The 24,709-nt window shown below is 58.8% G+C and carries 18 protein-coding genes and 1 tRNA gene; 12 read left to right on the plus strand and 7 right to left on the minus strand.

What is annotated here, in order from left to right:
* Positions 1–94 precede the first annotated feature (94 nt).
* Together AAF739_10235 and AAF739_10240 are read right to left on the minus strand one after the other, a co-directional pair.
* Positions 95–2,236, minus strand: coding sequence for an esterase-like activity of phytase family protein (locus AAF739_10235; protein MEM6383043.1), 2,142 nt, complete (start codon positions 2,234–2,236; stop codon positions 95–97).
* 88 nt (positions 2,237–2,324) lie between these two features.
* Entirely contained in the window at positions 2,325–2,954 is a 630-nt protein-coding gene (locus tag AAF739_10240; protein ID MEM6383044.1) for a hypothetical protein, read from the minus strand.
* Positions 2,955–3,290: 336 nt separating this feature from the next.
* On the opposite strand from AAF739_10240, the gene AAF739_10245 reads away from it, so the two are divergent.
* The 4 genes from AAF739_10245 (at position 3,291) to ppa (ending at position 7,157) form a co-directional block, all read left to right on the plus strand.
* A complete protein-coding gene (locus AAF739_10245; protein MEM6383045.1) occupies positions 3,291–3,566 on the plus strand; it encodes a hypothetical protein in 276 nt (91 codons plus the stop codon).
* A gap of 128 nt (positions 3,567–3,694) precedes the next feature.
* Positions 3,695–5,554, plus strand: coding sequence for a translational GTPase TypA (gene typA / locus AAF739_10250; GenBank protein MEM6383046.1), 1,860 nt, complete (start codon positions 3,695–3,697; stop codon positions 5,552–5,554).
* Positions 5,555–5,724: 170 nt separating this feature from the next.
* Positions 5,725–6,327, plus strand: a complete 603-nt coding sequence (locus tag AAF739_10255) for a GNAT family N-acetyltransferase (GenBank protein ID MEM6383047.1) — start codon at positions 5,725–5,727, stop codon at positions 6,325–6,327.
* Positions 6,328–6,611: 284 nt separating this feature from the next.
* Complete coding sequence (gene ppa, locus AAF739_10260) at positions 6,612–7,157, plus strand: inorganic diphosphatase (GenBank protein MEM6383048.1); 546 nt, start codon at positions 6,612–6,614, stop codon at positions 7,155–7,157.
* A gap of 193 nt (positions 7,158–7,350) precedes the next feature.
* Here the strand turns inward: ppa and AAF739_10265 are convergent, their stop codons facing one another.
* Positions 7,351–7,641 carry a YggT family protein gene (locus tag AAF739_10265; protein ID MEM6383049.1) on the minus strand — a complete coding sequence of 97 codons (291 nt, stop codon included), beginning with the start codon at positions 7,639–7,641 and terminating at the stop codon, positions 7,351–7,353.
* Between the two features lie 294 nt (positions 7,642–7,935).
* On the opposite strand from AAF739_10265, the gene AAF739_10270 reads away from it, so the two are divergent.
* From AAF739_10270 to AAF739_10295, 6 genes are all read left to right on the plus strand, one after another.
* A tRNA-Ala gene (locus tag AAF739_10270) sits at positions 7,936–8,011 on the plus strand.
* Positions 8,012–8,432: 421 nt separating this feature from the next.
* Positions 8,433–8,642 (plus strand): helix-turn-helix domain-containing protein, encoded by a 210-nt coding sequence (locus AAF739_10275; GenBank protein MEM6383050.1) that lies wholly within the window; start codon positions 8,433–8,435, stop codon positions 8,640–8,642.
* Between the two features lie 2 nt (positions 8,643–8,644).
* Positions 8,645–11,434 (plus strand): cation-transporting P-type ATPase, encoded by a 2,790-nt coding sequence (locus tag AAF739_10280; GenBank protein MEM6383051.1) that lies wholly within the window; start codon positions 8,645–8,647, stop codon positions 11,432–11,434.
* Positions 11,431–13,155 carry a cation:proton antiporter family protein gene (locus tag AAF739_10285; protein MEM6383052.1) on the plus strand — a complete coding sequence of 575 codons (1,725 nt, stop codon included), beginning with the start codon at positions 11,431–11,433 and terminating at the stop codon, positions 13,153–13,155. The genes AAF739_10280 and AAF739_10285 overlap by 4 nt, the downstream gene beginning before the upstream one ends.
* On the plus strand, positions 13,152–14,117 hold the full coding sequence (locus AAF739_10290) for a universal stress protein (protein ID MEM6383053.1): 966 nt from the start codon (positions 13,152–13,154) through the stop codon (positions 14,115–14,117). The genes AAF739_10285 and AAF739_10290 overlap by 4 nt, the downstream gene beginning before the upstream one ends.
* Before the next feature lie 441 nt (positions 14,118–14,558).
* Positions 14,559–18,329 (plus strand): calcium-binding protein, encoded by a 3,771-nt coding sequence (locus AAF739_10295; protein ID MEM6383054.1) that lies wholly within the window; start codon positions 14,559–14,561, stop codon positions 18,327–18,329.
* Between the two features lie 140 nt (positions 18,330–18,469).
* Here AAF739_10295 and AAF739_10300 read toward each other — a convergent pair whose 3' ends face one another.
* From AAF739_10300 to AAF739_10310, 3 genes are read right to left on the minus strand one after another with little or no spacing between them, the layout of a single operon-like run.
* Positions 18,470–19,849, minus strand: a complete 1,380-nt coding sequence (locus tag AAF739_10300) for an amidohydrolase family protein (protein MEM6383055.1) — start codon at positions 19,847–19,849, stop codon at positions 18,470–18,472.
* 58 nt (positions 19,850–19,907) lie between these two features.
* Positions 19,908–20,867 (minus strand): ABC transporter substrate-binding protein, encoded by a 960-nt coding sequence (locus AAF739_10305; protein ID MEM6383056.1) that lies wholly within the window; start codon positions 20,865–20,867, stop codon positions 19,908–19,910.
* Between the two features lie 30 nt (positions 20,868–20,897).
* On the minus strand, positions 20,898–21,710 hold the full coding sequence (locus AAF739_10310) for an ABC transporter ATP-binding protein (GenBank protein ID MEM6383057.1): 813 nt from the start codon (positions 21,708–21,710) through the stop codon (positions 20,898–20,900).
* A 274-nt stretch (positions 21,711–21,984) separates the two neighbouring features.
* Here AAF739_10310 and AAF739_10315 point away from each other — a divergent pair, with 274 nt between their 5' ends.
* Complete coding sequence (locus AAF739_10315; protein ID MEM6383058.1) at positions 21,985–22,743, plus strand: ABC transporter permease; 759 nt, start codon at positions 21,985–21,987, stop codon at positions 22,741–22,743.
* 14 nt (positions 22,744–22,757) lie between these two features.
* On the opposite strand, the gene AAF739_10320 is transcribed toward AAF739_10315, so the two are convergent.
* Positions 22,758–23,660 carry a LysR family transcriptional regulator gene (locus AAF739_10320; GenBank protein ID MEM6383059.1) on the minus strand — a complete coding sequence of 301 codons (903 nt, stop codon included), beginning with the start codon at positions 23,658–23,660 and terminating at the stop codon, positions 22,758–22,760.
* A 290-nt stretch (positions 23,661–23,950) separates the two neighbouring features.
* On the opposite strand from AAF739_10320, the gene AAF739_10325 reads away from it, so the two are divergent.
* Complete coding sequence (locus tag AAF739_10325) at positions 23,951–24,694, plus strand: sulfite exporter TauE/SafE family protein (protein ID MEM6383060.1); 744 nt, start codon at positions 23,951–23,953, stop codon at positions 24,692–24,694.
* Positions 24,695–24,709 lie beyond the last annotated feature (15 nt).

Below are 24,709 nucleotides of genomic sequence, written 5' to 3' on the forward strand. Positions count from 1 at the left end.
TTTTGAGGGTATGGTTTCGCAAGCTGCGCAGAACGTAAAGCCCCCGCCGAACGGTTGGTCCGGCGGGGGCTGGATTGCAGCGGATGGATTGGCGCTACATCTGTGGCGTAATCGCGAAGAACATGGTCTCGCCGGAATGGTCGTCGACGCCGTCATTATCGGTGGAGACCCACATCGTGCCGTCTTCGGCGATGGCGAGGCCTTCGACCTTGTCGAGAACGTAGCCTCCAGTGGACGTCAGATAGGGAAGGAGATCGACGATGAGCTCCGGCTCAAGAACCGCCGGCGTGTCGCCCAGAGCGACCATGTCGGCCATAGCGTCGAGCGGCACACGTGTGATCTGCTTGGTGACCGCGCGATCATCGAGCTGATTATCGCGTTCGATGAAGTAGACGAAGCCGTCATGGGCGACGATTTCCGACAGGCCGACCCATCCTTGCTCCGGGGCCGTCAGCGGGTAATGGATGACGCCCCATTCCTCGGCTTCAAGATCGTAGCTGAGCACCTTGGCATGGCCATCGGGGTCGTCGCGCCATTCGCGCTGCACGGCGATGTACAGGACGTTTTCCACGCGGGTGATGCCTTCGAAGCCGAAGCGGCGCTCGACGGCCAAAAGCTCCGGCGGCAAGCTGATGAAGTCCTCGATCTCGCCGTCCGCGCCGACATGATAGATCGCGTGGGGTATCAGCCGATCCGTTCGACCTTCGGAGGCGATCCAGAAGCCTCCTTCGCCGTCGAGCGCGATGCCTTCCATGTCGAGAAGCTGCGCCGGGCGGCCTTCCCGTGTGACATCGATGGCGCGCACGATCCGTGCGGGGGTCTCGCTCGGGTCGATGTGGAAGATACGCGGCTGCAGACCATAGAAGCTGTCAGAGACGGCAAAGATGGTGCCATCATCCGCCATCACCTGGCCGGAGATTGCGCCCCATCCTATGAGGTCCTCAATACCTGCGCTGGTCAGGTGAGGGTAGGTGGCCGCCGCGTCCTGATATTCGAACAACATGACGTGTGCCCGCGGACCCTCATCGTCCACTTCATTGGCCGAAACCAGCAGATTGCGCGCGGGGATGGTGACGTAGCCTTCCGGCCCGATGCCCGATGGCAGGAGCTGCTTCAGCACGGGATTGGCCGGGTCAGTGACGTTGTAGACGCCGACAACCGAGCCGCGTTCAGATCCGACAAAGACGTAAGGCGTGTCGCCGAAGGTATCGAAGGTCACGCTCTCGGGCTCAACGCCCTTGTTGCCGGAGCGCTGTTCGGGATAGTGGCCGATTTCGATGATCGCGTACTCGAAGTCGGTCCCGCTCTCATAGATGACGTCGCCATCCTGCGAGAAAATGGTCCAGCCGCGCGATCCGCCATCCATGTCTCCTTCATTGGCGGTCGCGAAATGGGTGTCGTCGATCCACGTAACGGTGTCGGGCTCGCGTGGGACGGTGATCGTGTCGGAGAAGAGCAGGGCGCCCTCTTCCTCTGTATCGACGCCGTCGAGGGTAACGTCGCCCGCCGAGAAGTGGCTGAGCACGTCGCCGACAGACGAAACAATCACCATATGATTGTTTTCCTGAAGGCTGACGACGATCTCGCCTTCGCCGTTGATCGAGACATATTCCGGTTCGGGGTCGTCCGGCGCAACGTCTGCGAGGCCCGCGAGATCGACCTGCATGGTCGACCCGCAATCGAGGCTGCCATCAACGATCTGCGTTATGGTCAGGAAACCCGCCGGCATCTGGCCGACCCGGCCATCGCCAAGGTCTTCGTCGCGTTCGTTTTCAATTGCGACCGCCACGAAGCTCCCGTCGGGCGACGCCGCAACGCTGTCGGGCTGGCCGCCAAGATCGCAGCTGGCCAACACGGTGCGGCTTTCCACGTCCAGCGCGTGCAGAACGCCGGATGGGTCGGTGAAGCTCGCAGAGGTGTTCTCGCCGATAAACGCCGTGGTCCCGACCACCGAGACCGAAGTGGGCTCACCCTCCAGTTCGAATGCGCCGGCTGGGGCAGGGTTCCCGGGGTCGGTGATGTCGATCAACCCGACCACGCTTGCCGGGCCATCGGTATAGACCAGTGTCATCCCGTCGGAAGTTGCCGAGATGATTTCAGCCGATGATTCTTCGGCGTCTGGGGCGTTCAGATGCACGGGAAAAGACGCGATACGGTTGAAGTTACGGTCCTGCGCAAACCCGGGTGACAGGCTGACGACGAGGGCAGCGGAGCCTATGAGTAGGCGGTTTAACATGGGCAGTCTCCTTACGGCATACGAGCTTGGGCGTTTGATACCGCCTCGCATGCCGTAGTTTTGTGACAGCCATATTTCGGTCTGCAGCTTATCCGCCGAGAAGCTGTGTAAGGAGCCAGCCCGCGAGAAGGACCCCTAATGTTGCGGCCATCAGATAGCGCTTGGGGATGGCTAACCGGTCAAGCCTGCGCCCGATGAACTGCGTGGCGACCGCAAGACCGAAATAGCGAAGGGCACGCGAAGCGGCGACTGCCGCAAGAAAGGTCACAAACGATCCTTGTACGGCGCCCGCACCCAAGGTTGCCAATTGGAGAGGCACCGGCGTCACCGAAACGATGAACACCTTCCAAAACAGACCGGCGTCGCTCAGATCGGATGTCACGGCTTCAAAATCGGCCAGAAGTCCAAGCTCATCCAGAGCTGGCCGAACCAATGTGTCGGCAACCGTATAGCCCAGGACGTAAAATGCTACAGCTCCGACGAGGCAGCCGAGCCACATGAAAAGTGCGATGCGCAAGGCTCGGACCGGGTGGCCGATCATCAGCGGAATCGCCACCGCCTCCATCGGTATGGGAAGCACCGTCGATTCGACGGCAGATAGCGCGCTTAGCCCCCAACGACTGTTGGCAAGTTTCGCCGTAAGCCCCGCTTCCTCGGGGATTTCATTCCCTGAGTTCTTTAGCCCGGGCTTGGCAGCGGTATCGGGAGCTTGGGTCATTGGAAAGCGGTTGAAGGAGCGAGCGTGAGATGAACGAACACGCTGCATCTGGGCTGCGGGCGCTGCTCCTTCAATGATCTGGCAAGCGGAAATGAAGCCACCCGTTGGTTGGCCAGTGGCTGTAACATTGTGTGATCGCCCCGCCGTCTTTCCGCCAGAAAATGGGTCCGCGTGGGCCACATTCGCACGCCAGCTTCCCCTTCGTGCAGCCGGGGTGGCAGCGGATAGCCCGGGCCCGCACAGCACCGGGCGGGGCGTTCGCACCCACCATGTTCCAGCGCCTCGCCTGGTGCATCTCCATCCGCGCCCATCCGCGCCAAAACAGTGGAGACTGATATGACACACGCCAAAGCAACCCGCGCAAAATCGCTCCCAGCTCTTGTGCTGGGCGGTGCGTTTGCCACCGGTTTGGCCCTTGCTGCGCCTTTAGCGCTGGCTCAGGACGAACCAGGATTCTCCGATGTTGATTTCAACGTCGATGGCGTCGTCAGCCAAGATGAGCTTCTGGCTGCTTTCCCGGATATGACCACCGACGATTTCGCCATGGCCGATACGAATGGCGACACGGTCATCACCGAAGACGAGTATGAGGCCATGGCCACCGATATGTAACGCGGACCACGCCGAAGTCCGGCTCCGGGCGCGCATACCGGTTCGACCATATGTGCGCTCGGGGCTGGTTTTTGACCGCATTGAGCTATATGGAGCGCCAACCTCCGAGATTTTTCTGGTGCCCCCCAATGGCTAACTCTTCGTCTGCCGCGCCTGCCGGTCTGCGCAATATTGCGATCATCGCGCATGTCGATCACGGCAAAACCACCTTGATTGATGTTCTGCTCAAAGAATCCGGGCTGTTTCGCGACAATGAACAGGTCGCCGAGCGGGCGATGGATTCCAACGACCTGGAACGGGAACGTGGCATTACCATCCTTGCCAAGGTCACTTCACTGACGTGGCAAGATAAGGCCGGTGTCGGAAACCGGATCAATATCGTCGACACACCCGGCCACGCCGACTTCGGCGGTGAAGTCGAGCGTATCCTGCATATGGTCGATGGCGTCATCCTGTTGGTCGATGCGGCCGAAGGGCCGATGCCGCAAACGAAGTTTGTGCTCGCCAAGGCTCTGAAGCTCGGGCTGCGGCCGATTGTGGCCATCAACAAGATCGACAAGCCTGAGAGCCGACCGGACGCGGTGCTCGACGAGGTTTTCGACCTCTTTGCCGCACTTGACGCAAACGAAGATCAGCTTGATTTTCCCGTTCTTTACGGGTCAGCCAAGCAGGGCTGGATGGCGGCTGATCCGGCTGGACCCAAAGACGATATGACGGCCCTTTTCGAATTGGTGCTCGACCACGTTCCAGCTCCGAGAACCGAGGATGGCGCATTCCGTTTACTGGCAACGACCTTGTCTGCCAACCCCTATCTTGGCCGGATCCTGACCGGTCGCATCGCGTCTGGAACCGTTCGCGCCAATATGCCGATCAAAGCTCTGGGCCGCGACGGCGCGGTGATCGAAAGCGGCCGGGCCTCAAAGGTCATGACATTCAAGGGCCTTGAGATGGTGCCCGTCGATGAAGCGCATGCGGGTGATATCGTTGCGCTTGCCGGCCTCGAAAAGGCAACCGTCGCGGATACGATTTGTGATCCTTCCGTGAGCGAACCGATCGCCGCTCAGCCGATCGATCCGCCGACCCTTTCGATGACGTTCATGGTCAATGACAGCCCGTTGGCTGGCCGCGATGGTGACAAGCTGCAAAGCCGGGTCATTCGCGCTCGTTTGCTTGCGGAAGCCGAAGGCAACGTGGCGCTCAAGGTTGATGAGGGTGACAACAAGGACGCGTTCATTGTGTCAGGCCGCGGTGAATTGCAGCTCGCGGTGCTGATCGAGACCATGCGGCGGGAGGGGTTCGAGCTTGGTGTTTCACGACCGCAAGTGGTTTTCCGCAAGGATGACGGCGGAGCGCTGCTGGAGCCTATTGAGGAGGTCACCGTCGATGTTGACGAAGAATTCTCCGGCGCCGTTGTTCAGAAACTCTCCGAAAGGCGGGGCGACCTGGTTGAAATGGCCCCTTCGGGCGGCGGCAAGCAGCGTCTGATCCTGCATGTGCCAACACGTGGATTGATCGGCTATCACGGGGAGTTCATGACCGACACACGCGGGACAGGGATCATGAACCGTTCGTTCCACAGCTATGCGCCGCACAAAGGCGCGATCAAGGATCGCCATACCGGCGTGCTGATCTCTATGAGCCAGGGTGATGCTGTGGCGTATGCCCTGTGGAACCTTGAGGATCGTGGTCCAATGATGGTCGATCCCGGAACGCCGGTATACCAGGGCATGATCATCGGTGAGCACACCCGCGGCAATGATCTTGAAGTGAATGTGCTGAAGGGCAAACAGCTGACCAATATCCGAGCCGCCGGCAAGGATGATGCCGTCCGGTTGACCACACCGATCAAGATGACGCTGGAAAAGGCCCTTGCTTACATTGCCGATGACGAGTTGGTCGAAGTGACCCCGGCGGCCATTCGCCTGCGTAAGCGGCATCTTGATCCGCACGAGCGTAAGCGAGCGGCGAAGGCGCAAGCCGCAGCCTAGGCAAGAGTGCTGCGTAAGCGATCGGCGAAGGCGCCGGGCGAAGTCTGAGCCAACCTACTCTGTGCATAAGCGGCTTCTATCGCGGACAGAAGTTGGCGAGAATTGGTAGCGGGGCGGAATTCCTCCAAAAGTTGCTTGGCGAACGTAAATTTTGCTCCTAGGCTCCGGGTATGAGCGTGGAAGCTATCACGATCCGCCCCGCTGAACCTGACGATGCGCAGGCCATCACCGATGTGCATGACGCGGCTTGGATGGGTGCCTACCGCGGTATTATCCCCGGTGCGGCGCTGGCTCGCATGGTGGCACGGCGCGGCCCGAAATGGTGGTCACGTCTGATCGCGCATCGCCGCGGCCTTCTTGTCTTGCAATATCATGGGGCCGTCATTGGATACGTCACCTTCGGCGCCAACCGGTCCCGTTCGCTGCGCGTGCGCGGTGAGATTTACGAGCTCTACGTTGCGCCTGCTTATCAGGGGCTTGGTTTTGGCGCGCGGCTGTTTAACGCGGCAATGGCGCGGCTCCGAGAGGCACGCATGGCTCACTTCGTGGCATGGGTGCTGGAAGACAACGACATGGCGGTGCGGTTCTACACGTCGATGGGCGGAGAACCGGTCGCCCATGGCGTCGAGCGTTTCGACCGAACCGATGTGCGCAAGCTTGCCTTCACCTGGGGAGGCCGTGCATCGAGCGGTCGACGTTTGACAGGTAAGACATCGACCGGGAGAGATCTCCGTTCCACCGGGCCGCGCATTCGCCGTAAGAACGAGCCTTAATGTCGCTCGCGTTCGATCCGATGCGCAGGCCCTCGATGGCGTGCACACTTTTGTTGTGGTCGGACCAGCTGCTCTTTCTACCCCGCTTCGACGTATCGCAGCACCAACGCACGTGATCCGCACGGCGTCAGGCTGGGCCTATCAGACCGTGTCTTCAAATGGGACGCACACCGATGGCTATCGACGTTCGGTGATCAGCACTCTTGCTTAAAGTCTTGTGCTCGTCGGGCTGCTAGCTTCCCAGCCCATATCGGGATCAAACTTTCAACTACGGCGAGCTTTTTATGCGCATCGAAGCCATCCCCATCGGGGACAATCCACCTCACGACGTTAACGTGCTGATTGAGGTTCCCACCGGCGGCGAACCGATCAAGTATGAGATCGAGAAGGATTCTGGCACCTTGTTTGTCGATCGTTTCTTGTACACGCCGATGCGCTACCCGGGGAACTATGGGTTTGTTCCCCACACCTTGTCTGACGATGGCGATCCGATCGACGTTGTGGTTTGCAACGCACGACCGATTATTCCGGGCGCGGTGATGAACTGCCGGGTCGTGGGTGCACTGATCATGGAAGATGATGGCGGGGGCGATGAGAAGCTCGTCGCCGTGCCCAGCAGCAAGCTGACCAACCGCTATGAACGGGTGCAGAACTACACCGATCTACCGCCCATTCAGATCCAGCAGGTCGAGCATTTCTTCTTGCACTACAAGGATCTCGAACCCAATAAATGGGTCAAAATTGGCCGTTGGGCCGGTGTGGACGAGGCAAAGGATATGGTCAGCACCGCGATCGCCAACGCTGGTGGCAAGCGTCACGGCAGCAGCTAGCGGAAGCGGTTGGCGCACCCCTTCAGATGGCAGACCGCGCTGTCTGATCGCGGATTAAACGCCGCCCTTGGGCTCACTCCAAAGACGGTGGTCGTTTATGCTCGGAAGCTCAGCCCCACATGGCTGACAAGCTGCACTTGATGAGTGTTAGCGTTTGTCTACGTGCGCGCAATGTTGATGTGTGTCTGCTTCCTTAGAACACGTTTGGATAGGCGTAGCGGACGATCAGTTGCTGCAGGAAATAGATGCCAAGCAGCAGCACGATTGGCGAAACATCGATGCCACCTAGGTTTGGCAGGAAGCGTCGTATGGGTGCCAAGAGCGGCTCTGTGAGCCCGTGCACAAAACGTCCAATCGTCCCGACCACCTGATTGCGTGGATTGATGACGTTGAAGGCCAGCAGCCAGCTCATCACAGCCGAGATGATAATCACCCACCAATAAAGGTTGAGGATGAGCATGATGACGTCCAGCACGGCCCGCATTGGATAACTCCTGTTGTCTGGCCGCATAAAGCGGCCGGAATCAGCGGGAAACCAAGCCCTGCTGCGTTGGTCCATGTAGGCGTTCGCTGCGGTCAGAGCAAGGCGCTGGATATTGCAGAGCACAACTCGATGTTCGCAAGTCGTCGGGCCCGCTGGCGGGGCTGTGGTGTCCGTTGATCTCGATAATGATTGAAGCGGGCTCTGACTGCACAGGACCTGCTTGACAGCGCGCTGGCCGCAGCCCTAGATCGGCGCTCCTGGATCAAGGTTCGTACGTGATCCTTGCGCCTGATGGGGGCCGTAGCTCAGTTGGGAGAGCGCGTCGTTCGCAATGACGAGGTCAGGGGTTCGATTCCCCTCGGCTCCACCATTTGCCATTTGCATGGTCTCAAGTGCCCCTAAATCCCTGAATGGCAACGCACTTTTCTTGGCTCTAGTACCCTCATTTCGGCAGCATGGGATTTGGCCCGCGAAGGCCAGTTTCAGGACCGTTCTCCGCAAGGTGATGTTGCCGCTTTCCCAGAGTTTCGTGGGGTTTGCGAGGAACGTCAGGACCGGCAAGTTTTTCATCCCACTTACCCTTTGGAGCAGCCTGAAGGGCGAGCTTTTCGCCTAAGAGCGCCATTGCTCTTCAATGGACTCGAGTTTTCCGCTTTCAGCGCAGATCAAGCAAACCCAACAGTGTTCAACGGGTTTCTACGAAATTGAATAAGGCTCAAACTGCGTCATTATAGACTGAGTGTGCATAGCTTTTGTGCTGCTCAAGACAAAGCAGCACTGCGGAGGGTCTCATGCTTAGCAAGCCTTTTCTGACGACCCATGAGATCGCTGACCTCCTAAAGGTTGGTGAGCAAACGGTCCGCACGTGGATCCATCACAAGGAACTGCGCGCGGTGAAGCTCGGGCGCGAATACCGTGTTGCGGTCAAGGATCTCGAAGCTTTCGTGAACGCCCATGCCACGCGTGATGCCGATTGGGACAAGGCTGGAGCAACGTCCTAGCGATGAACCAGAACGTCCCCCTCCAAGAACAACGTGCGAGCCGTTTGGAAACCGGTTTCAGTAAGGGTTCGAACCCTTACTCCTCTGCCGATTGGCACGGCCGCTCGGTGGCGGAAACCATCGAAAGTCTGGGAACCTCGCCCAACGGACTGACCGCCGATGCCGCTGTAAGCCGCCTCCGTGAGGCCGGCCCTAACAGGCTTCCTGAACCCGCGCGCGACGGTCCGCTTCGGAGGTTTGCCCGTCAATTTCAAAACCTGCTGATCTACGTCCTGCTGGCCGCCGCTACGGTGACGGCACTGTTGGGTCACTTCGTCGACACGGCGGTCATCCTGGCGGTCGTGGTGGTCAACGCCGTCATCGGGTTCGTGCAGGAGGGTCGCGCTGAACAGGCGCTTGCGGCCATTCGCGAGATGCTCGCCCCTGCCGCTCGCGTGATCCGCAACGGAGGCCGACTGACCGTTGAAGCTGAGGACCTTGTGCCCGGCGACCTCGTTTTGCTCGAACCAGGCGATAAGGTTCCCGCTGATCTGCGGCTCACGCAGACCAATGCGCTGCGTGTTCAGGAAGCCGTGTTAACCGGCGAGTCTATGCCCGTCGAAAAAGGCACGGTGCCTGTCGATCCCACTGTGCCGTTGGGCGATCGGCTTTCTATGGCCTATAGCGGTTCGATGGTGACTGCCGGCACCGGCCGAGGCATCATTGTAGCGACCGGCGGCGATACAGAGGTTGGGCGGATCACCGGCTTACTGGGCCAAGTGGAAGTCGTCACCACGCCGCTGCTCAAACAGATGGAGCAATTCGCCCGCACCATCACGATGGTCATCCTGGCAATTGCAGCCGGTATCCTTGGCTTCGGCTTCTTTGTCGCTCAGATGGCGTTTGGCGAGATATTCCTTGCAGTGGTCGGGCTTGCCGTCGCGGCGATCCCAGAGGGCCTGCCGGCTATTCTGACCGTTACACTTGCGATCGGGGTGCAGGGAATGGCGCGGCGGCGGGCGATCGTGCGCAGGCTGCCCGCCATTGAAGCGCTCGGCTCCGTTTCGGTGATATGCTCAGATAAGACGGGCACGCTCACCTGCAACGAGATGACGGTTGCGTCTGTGGCGACTGCACGTCGTGTCTTCACGCTAACCGGTGCAGGATACGATCCCGATGGGCGGGTTGAGCAGGACGGCAAGCCTGTTGATCCGATGGATCATCCCTTGCTCCAGGACTTGGCGGTTGGGGCGGCGCTCTGCAACGATGCGGATTTGATCCAGTCCGATGGCAGTTGGTCGATCGTCGGTGATCCAATGGAAGGCGCGCTGGTTACCTTCGCCAACAAGGTCGGGCTAGAAACGTCCGTCCTGCGCGCTCAGAATCCACAAACCGACGCGATTCCCTTCGATGCGCAACACCGGTTCATGGCGAGTTTGCATCACGATCATGAGGGCGAGGCCACCATCCACGTTAAGGGCGCGCCGGAACGTATCATATCAATGTGCACCCGCCAGCACGGCGATGGCGATGGTGTTGCCGACCAAGCCATCGACCCCGCCTACTGGCAGGCCCGGTCCGAAGAAATCGCCTCAAAAGGCCAGCGCGTTTTGGCCATCGCAACCAGGCGCGCCAATCCCGGGGCGCGGAGCCTTACCTTTGATGATGTGCAAAGCGGTCTGACGCTGTTGGGGTTGGTCGGTCTTATCGATCCGCCTAGGCCTGAAGCCATAAAGGCCGTTGCGGCATGTCGGGCTGCTGGTATTTCCGTCAAAATGATCACTGGTGACCATGCCGGGACCGCTGGCGCCATTGCGCGAGATCTGGGCCTTGCGAACACGCGCGCAGTTGTCACCGGCGCCGACCTCGATACCTTCTCGCCCGAAATGCTGCGGGCGCGGGTTGCAGATACCGATGTGTTTGCTCGCACCAGCCCCGAACACAAGCTGCGCCTCGTCGAAGCCCTGCAGGCCCAAGGTCATGCCGTGGCCATGACGGGCGATGGTGTCAACGATACGCCCGCGTTGAAGCGCGCCGATATCGGCATTGCAATGGGTAAGACGGGCACCGAAGCCGCCAAGGAGGCTGCCGAGATCGTGCTCGCAGATGATAATTTTGCGACTATTGCTGAGGCCGTACGATCTGGGCGCGCTGTGTACGATAATCTCAAGAAGGCAATCACCTTCCTGCTGCCCGTCAATGGTGGCGAGGCGCTCGCGCTCATCACAGCGCTTCTGCTTGGTCTCACCTTGCCCATCACGCCCGTGCAGATCCTTTGGGTCAACATGGTTAGCTCGGTTGTTCTGGCGATGGCGCTCGCGTTTGAGGCACCCGAACCGGGAATCATGAGCCGCCCCCCACGCGATGCGGCCGAGCCAATTCTCTCCCGGTTCGTGCTGTGGCGGGTCATGTTCGTCTCGGTCCTGTTTTCGGCGGGTATCTTCGGCATGTTCACCTGGGCTCGGGCGAGCGGAGCCACCTTGGAGGAAGCCCGCACCATCGCGGTCAACACGCTCGTCGTGATGGAGATCTTTTACCTCTTCTCGGTACGGTTCCTGAATACCAGCTCGCTGTCGCTGAAGGCTGTTCTCGGCACCAAGCCGGTGCTCATCGCGATCGCCGCTGTCACCGTCCTTCAGTTCGCGTTCACCTATGCTCCGTTCATGGAAGCGTTATTCGACACACGACCGTTGAGCCTTACGCAGGGTTTGACGGTCATTGCCGCAGGGCCCCTTCTGCTCATCATACTTGAGATCGAAAAAGCAGTCCGCGCGCAGCTTGTCACCGGCAGCAAGCACCAAGTTTCCGCATGACCGCGGCAATCGAAGGCTACTTATTCTATGAGATTGCCGCACTGCTGGTGCTGGCAGCGGGGCTTGGCTTTGTCGGTTTGATACTCCGGCAGCCTTTGATCGTCAGCTTCATCGCGGTGGGCATCATCGCAGGGCCATCAGTCCTGAATATCGCCCGCTCGGACGCGCAGATCGACCTGCTGGCCGAACTTGGTATTGCGGTTCTTCTGTTCCTCGTTGGCCTGAAGCTCGACTTCAAACTGGTGCGAACGCTTGGGCCCGTGGCGCTGCTCACTGGTCTTGGGCAGGTGGTTTTCACCACCGTGTTTGGTTTTCTACTTGCTCTCGCTCTGGGGCTCGATGCGCGCACTGCGCTCTACGTCGCCATCGCGCTGACCTTTTCTTCCACCATCATCATCGTGAAGCTCTTGTCCGACAAGCGCGAGATCGATGCCCTGCACGGTCGGATCGCACTGGGGTTTCTGATCGTGCAGGACATCGTTGTGGTCATCGCCATGATAGCGCTTTCGGCTATCGGGGTTGGCGGGGGTGCTGGTGGTGATGGCTCGCTGGGCGATGTTTTGCAGGTTCTTGGCTACGGCGTCGCGATGCTGTTTGCGGTCATCGTCTTCATTCGCTTTGTCGCGAACCCGCTTGTCGAGCGATTGTCACGCGCGCCCGAGCTGTTGGTGTCATTCGCAATCGGATGGGCTGCATTGCTTGCGGCGGTGGGACACTATCTTGGGTTCGGCAAGGAGCTTGGCGGCTTGCTCGCTGGGGTGTCCCTGGCCTCAACGCCGTTTCGCGAAGCGATCGCCGCCCGCCTGGCCTCCCTGCGCGACTTCCTGTTGCTGTTCTTTTTCATTGCGCTGGGAGCCTCTCTTGATCTGAGCGTCCTGGGCGCGAGTGTCGGACCGGCACTGGTCCTTTCGCTTTTTGTCCTCATAGGCAACCCGCTCATCGTGCTGATCATTATGAGTGTGATGGGGTACCGGAAGCGAACGGGATTTCTGGCTGGCTTGACAGTTGCGCAGATCAGCGAGTTCTCACTCATCTTCATGGCGATGGGCGTCTCGATCGGGCACGTCGCCGACGAAGCGCTTGGTCTTGTGACTTTGGTGGGGCTGATCACCATCGCTGCGTCCACCTACATGATCACCTACTCGCATCAGATCTACGATCGGCTGGAGCCTTTCCTCGGTATCTTTGAACGCAAGCGGCTGAACGATGCCCGCGAAGGCGCGGCCGGCCATGCCAACGCTCACGACGTTATCCTGTTCGGCCTTGGCCGCTATGGCCTTGCCATTGCCAGCGCACTGGAGAAAAGAGGCAAGACCGTCCTTGGCGTCGATTTCAGTCCGGAGGCGGTGCGGTTTGCTCAAGAGCGCGGTCTTAAGGCGCTTTTCGGCGACGCAACGGACCCCGAGTTCCTATCGCACCTGTCGCTGAACAACGCAGACTGGCTCGTCCTGGCAGTACCGGAACATGCCACCGGCGTGACCCATTATGACCCGCGCCGCGCCCTCCTGCGCGCCGCTCGCGATCTGGGCTATACCGGTCGGGTTGCGGTGGCTGCTCACCTCGATCAGGACAATGAAAACCTCAGCGCGCTGCATGCCGACCTGGTCCTCATGCCCTACCGGGATGCTGCGTCCGCCGCCGCGAGTATGATCCTTGCGGGAGAACCAGAACCGGTCACGCCCGCCGAAGACCCCTTGCAGCAGAAAGCCCTTGTTTCATGAGCCCACACTCCATCAAACGCGTGTTGATCATTGATGCGCCTGGAGAAGATTCCGGCACTTTGCGCGCTGGGCTCGCCTTCGCCGATCGCGTTGGCGCCGAGGTCATGGTGATGGTCGCCACACCTATCCCAACAAACTTGCGACCGCTGCTGCCGCAGCTTGGTCTGTCTGGTGATGAAGTATGGTCCCGCCTGAAGCAGTCCAAGGCGAACGATATGAACACCAAGCTAACCGAGCTCTTCCCTGGTCGCGAGATTCCGGTGTTGGTTGCGGTGGGCAAGCCTTACATGGAAATCGTGCATGCAGTGAAGGCGCACGGCATCGATCTAGTGGTGAAGATCGCCGAGGAACTTGAGGAAAGCTCGGACCATGTTTTCGCCAGCACGGATCAACATCTCTTGCGGAAATGCCCATGCAAAGTGTGGCTGCGCCAGCCGCGCGGGGAAATTGAGCACAGGCATGTGTTGGCGGCCCTTGATGTCGACTTTGACGATGCAGAAGAGCCCGAAACCTTGCGCGAACTGAACGCCAGTATCCTGCGCACAGCACTCGCCTTTGCCCAGGGTACCGATGCAAAGGTGCATGTGCTTCATGCCTTTGAGCCGCCGAGCCTTGCACTGCTCGAAGCACTTTTTCCGGAGAAGAAACTCGGGCGTGGCGATCGCTTCGCCGAACTAACCGCCGAAAGGCTCCAAGCTCTCGAAGCGCTCGGGGCGCAGGTGGCGGCAGGTACAGACGAAGTTGCTCCACCGATCAGCTACCACGTGCTTCAGGGTGATCCGCGAAAGGTGATCGCGCACGCGGTCGATGATCTAGCGATCGCCTATTTGGTTATGGGAACGGTCGCCCGGACCGGGCTTGAGGGCGTCATTATCGGTAATACCGCCGAAGATACGCAGAACAGCGTCGCGCGATCGTTGGTGGCCGTGAAGCCGGCTGGCTTTGTATCGCCGCTCAAGTAGCTGGCTTGTCCGTCGGCTGTCTCGTTGATCTTGAGATGCACAGCGCATCCGTCGGTACCCATACACGCTGCGCGCAGCCTTCGGCGTAGCGCGTGTTGAGAAAGGCGATCATTCTATCGCATCAGTTCTCCTACCGTTCTGAATTGGACCAAGAGATACTGATTGAAGGGGACTGTCGAGCAACATCGCCGGAACATTCAGGCCTTGAGCTATTCGCAGATAGCGCCCCGTCACTGAAGCCCACCGTAAATCTTGATCCGTGGTTCCAGGCTAATGCGGCCGGCAACGTGGCCTTCTTGTTCGCCACATTGTCCTTGCTATCGAGCCCGGCGCGCAAGTTTGACTGGCCAATGGTATCCCGATCCATCTACTAACCATGCGGAAAGGGCTGAATAAGCTGCTTAAGAGCGACCGGCGCTGGTCAGAGACGAGGAGTTTCCCGTGGCAACTGTAACAACGCTTGTGGGCGGCATCATCCCAGGAGCCTCAGGCGGCCAAATCTGGGGCCTTCAAAGCAGCCCAAGTAATGTAACCGGAACAATCCAAGTCGCAACGTCCTCGGTCTTTGCTTGGCAGAGCACCGATGGTCACACCGTTACGCTCCTCGGATCGTTTACTTACGGTAACGGCACAAGCTCTGCACCGACGAGTGGTACGGTCACAGAAGCGCGTATGGATGGAGACAGCAATAGCTCTATCGATATGCTCATCGACTATGCGAGCGCGCCAGCAGCCATCAATTCCAACATGTTCTCCACCAGCTCGTTCGGATTCCTGCGTGGGTACTTCGATCAGGCCGATTCAATAACGCTGAATGGCACACTTACAGGTGGGTTCTTCTTTTCGGATGGCTTCGACGCCTTTGCCGATACGCTGAACATAAACACAACCGGGGTATTTTACGGCGACTTGAGCGCGGTTTCCACTGATGGGACGGTCACAGCTTCTGATACCATAACGATCAACACTGACGGGTCCGTCACGGTCATAGGCGACTCGCAGATGGCTGGGAACACTGGCAGCACGACGCGGACCATAACGTTTGCCGGCGACATCATCACCGACATTTCGTCCAATGCGAACGCGAGCGTCACACTGATCGGTGACGTCGACGACGCTATCAATTTCTTCACCGATTACATTCTCATCTTCGGCAACGACACGCTGATGGGCGGGGGTACCGACAATACGCTGATTGGCGATATGCAGCTGTCAGCAGACCTTTCGAGCAATGCCTCCAATATCGAGTTGCGTGGCGGCGCGGATAATATCGATGGTGGAGGTGGCAACGATACGCTGATCGGCGACGTGCAGACGCTTATCGGTGGCGTCGCGTTTTTTGGTGGCGCCGACACGCTTCGTGGCTTCACCGGCAACGACATCATCTACGGTGATTACGAACAGAACCTTGGTGGAGGCGTCGTGATCGCTTCAGGCGGCGACGATGTGCTGACCGGTGAGGACGGGAACGACCTTCTGTTCGGCCAAGAGGGCAACGATGACCTCGACGGCGGTGCCGATGATGACGTGCTGGATGGTGGCCCTGGCAACGATATCCTTAATGGTGGGGCAGAAGGCGCGGTAGGCGACACAGCAAGCTATGCGAGTGCGCCCTCGGCGGTGACGGTCAGCCTGGCGATCACGACCAACCAAAACACGATCGGGGCGGGCATCGACCGCCTCATCGATATTGAGAACCTGATAGGCTCGGCCCACAACGATACGCTGACCGGTGACACGGGCGACAACACCCTCGAAGGTGGCTTGGGCAACGATAACCTCGATGGCGGGACCGGTGATGATACCGCTTCCTACGCCAATGCAACGGCTGGGGTCACGGTCGACCTGGCTGTGACGAGCGCTCAGAACACCGGTGGCTCGGGTACCGACACCCTCAGGAATATTCAGAACCTCGTCGGTTCCGCGCACAACGATACGTTGTTTGGAAACACCTCGAACAACATCATCCATGGCGGCGATGGCGACGACATCATTCTGCTTTCCAGCAGCTTATCGGGTTTTCCGATGCCAGGGAAAGATGCGTTTTTCGGCGAGGATGGCGACGACACCATCGGGTTCGCACTGGTTGGGGTTGGACAGGGAAATCTTGGCTCTGGCCACTTCATGGATGGTGGCGACCACACCGATACGTTCGTTTTCGAGACCTACAGTTCAGCCTATCGAGCAGACCTTGAGGCCGAGGAGTTTGTTCAGCTGTCGAACGGCTCCCTGATTGCCGATATTTTCAACTTCGAGAACGTCAGCGGCGGCAATGGCGCCGATGTGTTGGCCGGAAACAATGAGATCAACCATCTCAAGGGCAACAGTGGCGATGATACCATCGAAGGCCGCGGAAATGCGGATGTGCTCGAGGGCGGTGCAAACGGTTCAGCTGGTGACACGCTCAGCTATGAGAGCTCTCTATCCGCAGTCACCGTCAACCTGGATACGGGTATATCGTCTGGCGGCGATGCCGCAGGCGACACCTTTTCAGGGTTTGAAAACCTGACCGGCTCCGCACACGAGGATAATCTGAGCGGAGACATCAGCGCCAATACCATTCTGGGTCGCGGTGGGTCAGATGTGATCGAAGGTGGCCCGGGTGCAGACGTTTTGGATGGTGGGTCGAACGGCTCCTTCGGCGATACGCTCAGCTATGCGAGTTCAGTTTCGGGCGTTGCAATCAACCTTGCGATCGGCATCGCATCGGGAGGCGACGCAACGGGCGACTTCATCGCAGGCTTCGAAAATGTGACCGGTTCAAGTTCAAGCGATACCTTGATCGGGGATACAGCAGTCAACAGGCTGTCGGGAGGAAGTGGCAATGATACGATTGAAGGTGGGGGTGGCGGCGATATTCTCGATGGCGGTGGAGGCGGCTCAGCGGGAGACACGCTCACCTATGAAAGCTCTTCGGCTGGGGTCACCGTCGATCTGAATGCTGGCACGGCAAGCGGTGGTGATGCAACGGGCGATACCTTCTCTGACTTCGAAAACCTGACGGGTTCGAACCATTCGGATGCACTCACCGGTGATGATGAGAATAACGTCCTGTCTGGCCTTGAGGGGAACGATGTCCTGCTTGGCGGAGGGGGTGTCGATGAGCTCCGTGGCGATGACGGGGCCGATGTCGCCAATGGCGATGATGGCGCCGATACGCTCGATGGTGGTGCAGGCGATGATACGCTGAACGGCAACATCGGCAACGACAACGTCCATGGTGGCGCGGGCAACGATACTCTGCGCGGTCAGAACGGGACCGATGAGCTGAACGGTGATGCCGGGCAGGACACCCTTGAGGGCGGGGCTGGAACAGACACGCTCAATGGTGGCGATGATGATGATGTGCTCAATGGCGGCGGCGGCCCGGATACGCTGAACGGTGATGGCGGCAATGATGAGTTGTTCGGCAATGCCGGCAACGACACCCTCAATGGCGGTGAAGGTGACGACGATCTGTTCGGCGGTGCAGACTTCGACACCCTCAATGGCGAGCTTGGCAATGACTTCCTCAACGGTGGCGCATCGAACGATATTCTGGACGGCGGCGGTGGCGATGACACGCTGATCGGCGGCGATGGCAATGATAACCTCAGCGGCGGAGGTGGGATCGACGATCTGACCGGCGGAGCTGGCAATGATGTCATGGCTGGCGGAGCCGACAATGACACGCTCCATGGCGGCGACAACAATGACCGGCTGTTCGGTGGATCAGGCGATGATACCTCCAATGGCGATTCCGGTGATGATTTCATCTCGTCCGGTTCCGGTAATGACATCCTTAATGGCGGCGACGACAATGACAGCCTGTTCGGCGGCTTTGGTGAAGACACGCTATCGGGTGAAGCAGGCAACGACGTCATCCAGGCGGGCGCAAGCAATGACGCGCTGTTTGGCGGCGCTGGCGACGACACGCTTGAAGGGCGCGAGGATGATGACCTGCTCAACGGCGGCACGGGCACCGACACGCTGACAGGCGGCACCGGTGCCGACACCTTCGTCTTCGGCCCAGCCTTCGGCAATGACACCGTCACCGACTTCGAGGACGATATCGATCAGCTCGACCTGACCGCTTTCGGTTTCGGAACCGTCAACGGCGCGCTGTCATTCATGACCGACGTGGCCGGCGATGTCATCTTCACCTCAGGGCCCAACACCTTCACCATCGAGAACATCACAAAGGCCCAGCTAACCGACGATATCCTCATCTGAGGGTGGTATTGGCAAGCGCCCAGCAGAAGGAAGGAGAGGTATCTCGGGTGCGATGCCACGATAGCCGTTTGTTTTGGCACGGTCCCTGCGCCCTTCAGTTTGCTACCCAGCGCATCGGGACCAAACACTGTCGCCAACGATCACGGTCGGATCGGTCGGTACTGTGATGATGGCCCATGGCAGCGCACGATTTCCGGTACGCTTGTAATCTTTTCCGCAACTGGCATCGCTGCCTCGCGCAGGTCTTCGGTTTCCCAGCCAACCGGCTTGCCTTTTGCCATGCAGAGCCTGCCATTGATAACGACTGCGTCGACCTGGTCACGATTGTAATAGCGCACGAGTTCCCATTCGAAATCATGGCTCGGTAGGCATTCTGGCGCCAGCATATCGAGGATCAAGAAGTCGGCGGCATAGCCTTTCTCAAGCATCCCATGATCGCCCGAACCGCCCGTTGCGGCAGCGCCTTGTGATGTCGCCGCATCCACCCACGTCCAAGCGGCACCGCATGAAAAATCAGCGACCGGGAGTGCGTGTTCCAGACGCTGACAGGCTTCAGCTGCCATCAGGTTCTTGAAGCCATCCGCCGATGTCGTATCCGACCCCATGCCAAAGCGCACACCGCGCTGGGCAAAACGCAGGGCGGGGGCAACGGCATTACCTTTCCAGATGCTCGCCAGAGGGTTGTAGGACGCGGCCGTATCCGTTTCGACGATCAACTCGATCTCAGGTTCTGAGACCAGCGTGGTGTGATGCAACAGAACGTGGGGGCCCAGGACACCATGCTTGTACAGTAATTCGGTCGGTCGCATGCCATGGCGCAAGATGCACTCATGCACCTCGGGAAAGTGCTCATTCGAGTGGATCTGGAGAAGGACGCCCTTTGCAGCGCAAAAAGCGGAAAGTTTCGCCAGCGTCTGTGGTGTATTGCCCATGAAGGAACTGCAGCACACCGAGGGCGCGATCATCTCGTGACCAGCGCAATCCTCAAGGTGGGCCGCGATGACATCTTCAACCTGCGCCCATGTATTATCGCCATGACCAGTGCCGATTTCACCGGAAAACTCGTCGAGGCCGGATGCCGAAACCAGCCGAATGCCTGTTTCGGCCGCGGCCCGGTGAACACCAGCATTCTTGTCCAGGCCGTTAAGGCCATAATTGACGACTTTGGTGAAGCCACCACGCAGTGCTTCCCAGAAAGCCCATTTCGCAGATAGGTAGGACTGTTCCTCGTCCATATCGCGTTCCATCGGATGCCAAATACGCCGCCAGATCTGCGCAGGCTCGCCTCCGATAAGGGCCTTCCCGAATATCTGACCGACATGCGTGTGGGCATCAACAAATCCCGGAATGATGGCTCGGCCCGGCAGGGCCGTCGCCTCCGGAAAGTCTTTGGCAGGACCGATTCCGGTAATCCGCATCCCGTCGAACTGGATAGCCCAATCGCGCTTCACTCCATCGGGTGTGAGAAGCACCTCGGGCGCTAAGCAAGCCCCTTTCGTTAGAAGCTGTTCAAAGTCCATGATAGCGGCGCCGCAGGCGGCCCAGACGTCGGGCCGCCTGTCCTTCGTGCGAGGGTTGTTATTCGAGCGTGATGCGCGAGGGATCGACCGCCTCAAGCGGCCCCGTGGTGAGGTAGTCCATGATCAGCTCGCGAGACGGCTCGGCGTCCACCAAGCCCTTGCCGACCACCCAATTTGCCTGGGTCTCAAGGATGTCGAGCAGCCCATTGTCGAGGCCGATCTCATACTCTGCTTCTTCAAATTTTGTCCGGATGACATCCATCGATAGAAGCCCTTCGCTTGCTTCTGCCAGCGCTTCCATCGCTCCCTCGGGGTTACTCTCGATAAATTCTTCTGCCTTGATCAGCGCGCGTACGAAGCCTTCAAGCTCCTCGGGCCGTTCGTTGAGCATTTCGGGCGTTGCGGAAAGAACGAACCATGCGATGTAGGCATCGCTGCGAAACTCCCGATAATCGTCCCCAAGTGCTTCTTCAGCTGCGGGATAAAAGTCCGGGAACATAATACCCGCGTCGATATCTCCTCGCGCCAAAGCCGGCACGATATCGGGGGGTGAAACGTTTACAACCTCTGCATCGACGTCAAATTGCTCGATGAGCGCTTCGGTGAAGAACTCGGTGTTGGAGCCCATTGTCGTGCCGATTTTCATCCCGTCGAGACTGCTTGGGTCTTCGAAACCGATCGAGGCCTTTGAGATCATTCGGTTTGCAGTGTAGCGGGACAGCGTTGTGAAGGTGCCGAAGGGTTGTTCGCGCAGGGATGCAATCGACACCGGATATTCGGCCATGAAAGCGACATCAAGCTGGCCGCCGATCAGAGCCTCCAGCGCGCGACGGCCAGACGTAAAGCGCACCGTCTCAAGTTCGATGCCTTCCTCAGCGAAGTAGCCTTCCGACATCGCCACAACGATCGGCAAGGTCTGGAGATTAGGGGCGGTTCCTATGGTGATTTCACCAGCTGTCGCTAGTCCGGTGCTCAGCAGGAGCGCGCCAGCCGCGCTCAAAGCGGTATTCCTAAACATGTAGTCTCTCCTTCTGGCTCATCAGTTTGGTCAGTCATCATCGTGGCGCAGGAGCCCAAGCAGCCTGCTGCGAAGTTGAAGAAAATCGTCTCCCATGCGGTCGATTGGGCGAGGACGCTCAAGTTCCACGGGAACTCTTTCGATGATCCGGCCGGGACCAGCTGACATCACGTAGATGACGTCCGCCAAGCGCAGGGCCTCATCGACATCGTGGGTGACAAACAGCACCGTCTTGCGGCGCCTCATCCAGATATCGGTCAGCATCTCATGCATCCGCAGCCGCGTTTGAGCGTCCAGTGCGCCAAAAGGCTCGTCCATCAGCAAGACATCAGGATCTGCCGAGAGCGTGCGTGCGATGGCAACGCGCTGCTTCATGCCGCCTGATAATTGGCCTGGGAATTTGCCGGCGTGATCTGCGAGGCCGACCTCATCAAGCGCAGCGATGGCCCGTTTTTGCCGTTCGTCTTTGGACAGCCCGAACCGCTTGAGGGCAAACTCGACGTTCCCGCGGGCTGTGAACCAAGGAAACAGCGCAAAACTCTGGAAGATTACCCCAACGCTGGGATGTGGTCCGTGGACACGTCGTGAATCGACATGGATCGCGCCATCTGTTGGCTCGGTAAAACCAGCGACAGCGTTCAAAAGGGTCGATTTCCCGCAACCGGAGGGACCGATAAGGGCGGTGAAGGTTCCGGGCTCGAGAACCAAGTCGGTGGTCGTGAGCGCAACCGTCTGGTTGTCACCCTTCCCGAAAACCACTGAGACAGCGCCAACGCTAACGCGGCCCTTCTCAAGTGATGTCGTGCTGTGGTTCACGCTGGCAGGATCGACAGAAACGTTCATGGTCCCCTGAGCGGCAAAAGTGCGCTTCGGGTGCGCAGACTAACAACAGCTTTGTGCTTCGATGTGGTGCTATCTTTGCTGCGGACCGGTGCGTTTCCAGCAACGAAAACCGGTTTTTCTGGCCAGAAACGCCGGAAATGCGCAGCGCTGACATGTCCCGCATTGATTTTGAGCATGCGCGCAGAAACGGGCCGGCTACCACTCAATTGACAGCTACGTGGCTTGTATCTCAGGCTACCAGCGCCAGTCGGACTGACTGCAATAGGAGTGGCCGATGCAGAGAACCCGTTTGGACTTCGCTAAACCCTTACTATCGATCGCTTTTGTCGTTGCGGTTTGGCAGTTCGCTCACGCCGTTGGTCTGACCAACCGCAATCTCTTCCCGGGTCCGTGGGAGGTTGCCCAGGCGTCGGTGAAGCTTTTCAACGACGGCGTCATGATGAAAGATCTTCGGACGTCTGTTTCTCGAGCGGCTGTCGGTTTCTCGCTGGGGGCTTCGCTTGGTATCCTGGCAGGCATTCTCACGTCGCGCGTCAATATCGTACGACTGGCAATCTATCCGTTCTTCAATATTCTTCGGCCCATTCCAGCCATCGCGTTGGTGCCCATCGCGATCGTTTGGTTCGGGATCGGGGAGGAATCGAAGTATTTCGTCATCGCCTACACCGTATTTCTGGCTGTCTGGCTGGCGACGCATCACGGCATGGAGCATGTGCCGGAAACCTACATCCGGGCATCTCGTTCGCTTGGCGCACCGATTTGGCGGGAGTTCTTCGAGGTCGTTGTTCCGGCAGCAGCCCCGCACATCTTTGCTGGGCTTCGGTTCGGGGCTGCTCTTGCGTTCCTGAGCCTTGTTGCAGCGGAGCTTACGGGGTCATCAGCCGGTATTGGCTATCGCCTAGAAGAGGCGCGGCAGTATTTTCAGGTCGATCGTATGTTTGTCGGTTTGATCCAGCTAGGGCTCCTGGGCGCCATGCTTGACGCATTCTTCGTTTATCTCGGCAAGCGCGTCGTGCACTGGGAGACGATCTAAAACGTCCTGGCCGCTCACCCTGCTCCCATCTGATCAAATGCTGCACTGACCTGCTCGGCGAACTTGGCTGCTGCTACAGGCAGTGTCCGGCCGCGCAGCTGTATAAGCTGGACGGAAATGCTGCTGGCACTGTTCAAGATCAGGGGTTTCTTCAGAAGGCCTTGCATGTCGTCTTCAGCTAAACCGATCTCGATTTCAAAGCCGATTGCCTTGCTGCTGAGGATGTAGTTCTGCAGCAAGATAAAACTGTTGGACTTCATTGCGGGGCGCAGCGACACACGTGACTTGTTGGCCTGTATGTCCAAGAGCTGCCCAACGGAGTAGCTGCTGTCGTGCAAGGCGAGCGGGTAATTGACGCAATCGCTCAAGCGCAGCCGCTCGCGCTGTGCCAGCGGATGTCCTGGAGACATGATCGCAAACACCGACTGCTCAACACGTGCGATGGTCTCGAAGCTTTCGGTGGGGAGGGGTGAAAAGAGGATCGCAAGGTCAGCCTCATAGTTCATCAGGGCCTGCTCGGACTCCTCCGGGTCACCAACGCCGACGCTGAAGTCCACACCTGGAAACTGCTTTTGGTAGTGCAGGACCTGCTTGGGAAGGAAATGCGGCAGCAGCGCTTGCGAGCACGAAATGGAAACGGTGCCGCGTCGTGCGCCCTTAAGGTCTTCAATACGTGTCTTGAGCTCTTCGATGTCTGCCAGATGCTTCTTGAAGGCATACACGGCCAACTCGCCCGCCGGGTTGAGACGCACTCCTCGGGCGTTTCTCTCGAATATCGGACCGCCCAATTCGTGCTCGAAGGATTGGATGCGACGGTTCAGAGATGACGGCGTAATTGCAAGTTTCTCAGCCGCTTTACGGATTGAACCCGCGCTCGCTACCTCTGAAATATAGCGGTAAATCAATAAATTACGCATAGATGGTGCTTTTTTTGCGCCTCTCTATGGCGAAATTAGCACTGTTTTGCATCACACGAAATGGTGTACCGATGCCACCCTGTTCTCGTTCGACCTCAAGCCGAGCAAACTGCCGTGATTTTTCCCTCTGGATGCTGCTTATGCGGCGAGAATCGATCAAATGATCACGCTTCGCAGGCCAGTGAACAGCTCCATGTCACAAGAAGAAATGCCTTCCCGGTTCGAAGGCGCCTCGTTTTGTCGTTGCGGTATGCTGCCTTGGTGGTTCAACCGCTCGGGCGCTGGTGACGATGCACCTTGACCCCGCGTTGATCGGGTATGCGCTTGCTGGCGGAGCAATTGGTGGACTCGTGCGCGGCTATTCGGGCTTCGGTTTCGCAATGTCCGCCGTACCGATTATGTCGATGGGTATAAGCCCCACCATCGTTGTGCCGAGTGTTTTGGTCCATGAGTTTCTAATCGGGCTGTTTTCGTTGCGATCGGAACGGCAAAGTGCCGACGTGTCGCTTCTGCGGTGGTTATGCTTGGGTTCGCTGATTGGCACACCCTTGGGCCTTTTTGCCTTGTCGCAAGTCGCCGATCAGCCGATGCGGATTGCCATAGCCGTGGTCTTGCTCGCATCCGTGCTTGCCCTGTGGACCTTTCGCGGTCGCTCTGTGGCGTTAAGGCCGCCACTCCTATCGAGCGCTGGATTTGCTTCGGGGCTCCTGAACGGGGCAACGGCGATGAGTGGTCCGCCGGTTATCCTTACACTCCTGGGCAGCGCCCTTTCTCCCGCGCATGTGCGGGGGCTGTCCATTTACTTTATTGCTTTCAGTGCGGCGATAGGCGTTGGGCTGTCCCTTATTGGCGGTATGCAATCGCGCGATGGATTGTTTGTGGTGCTCGTAATGATCCCCGGCGTGGTGATCGGCGTGCTGGCTGGCGTTTTCGCGTTCCGTGTACTGCCGCATAGGCACTACCGTTCCATCGCTCTGGCCGGGCTGTTCGTCCTGGCCATTGTGTCGTTGACGGTGGCTCTCTCCCAAGGTTGAGACAACGCGCTCCAT

The organism is Pseudomonadota bacterium, assembly GCA_039024915.1.
GTDB lineage: Bacteria > Pseudomonadota > Alphaproteobacteria > Rhizobiales > MH13 > MH13.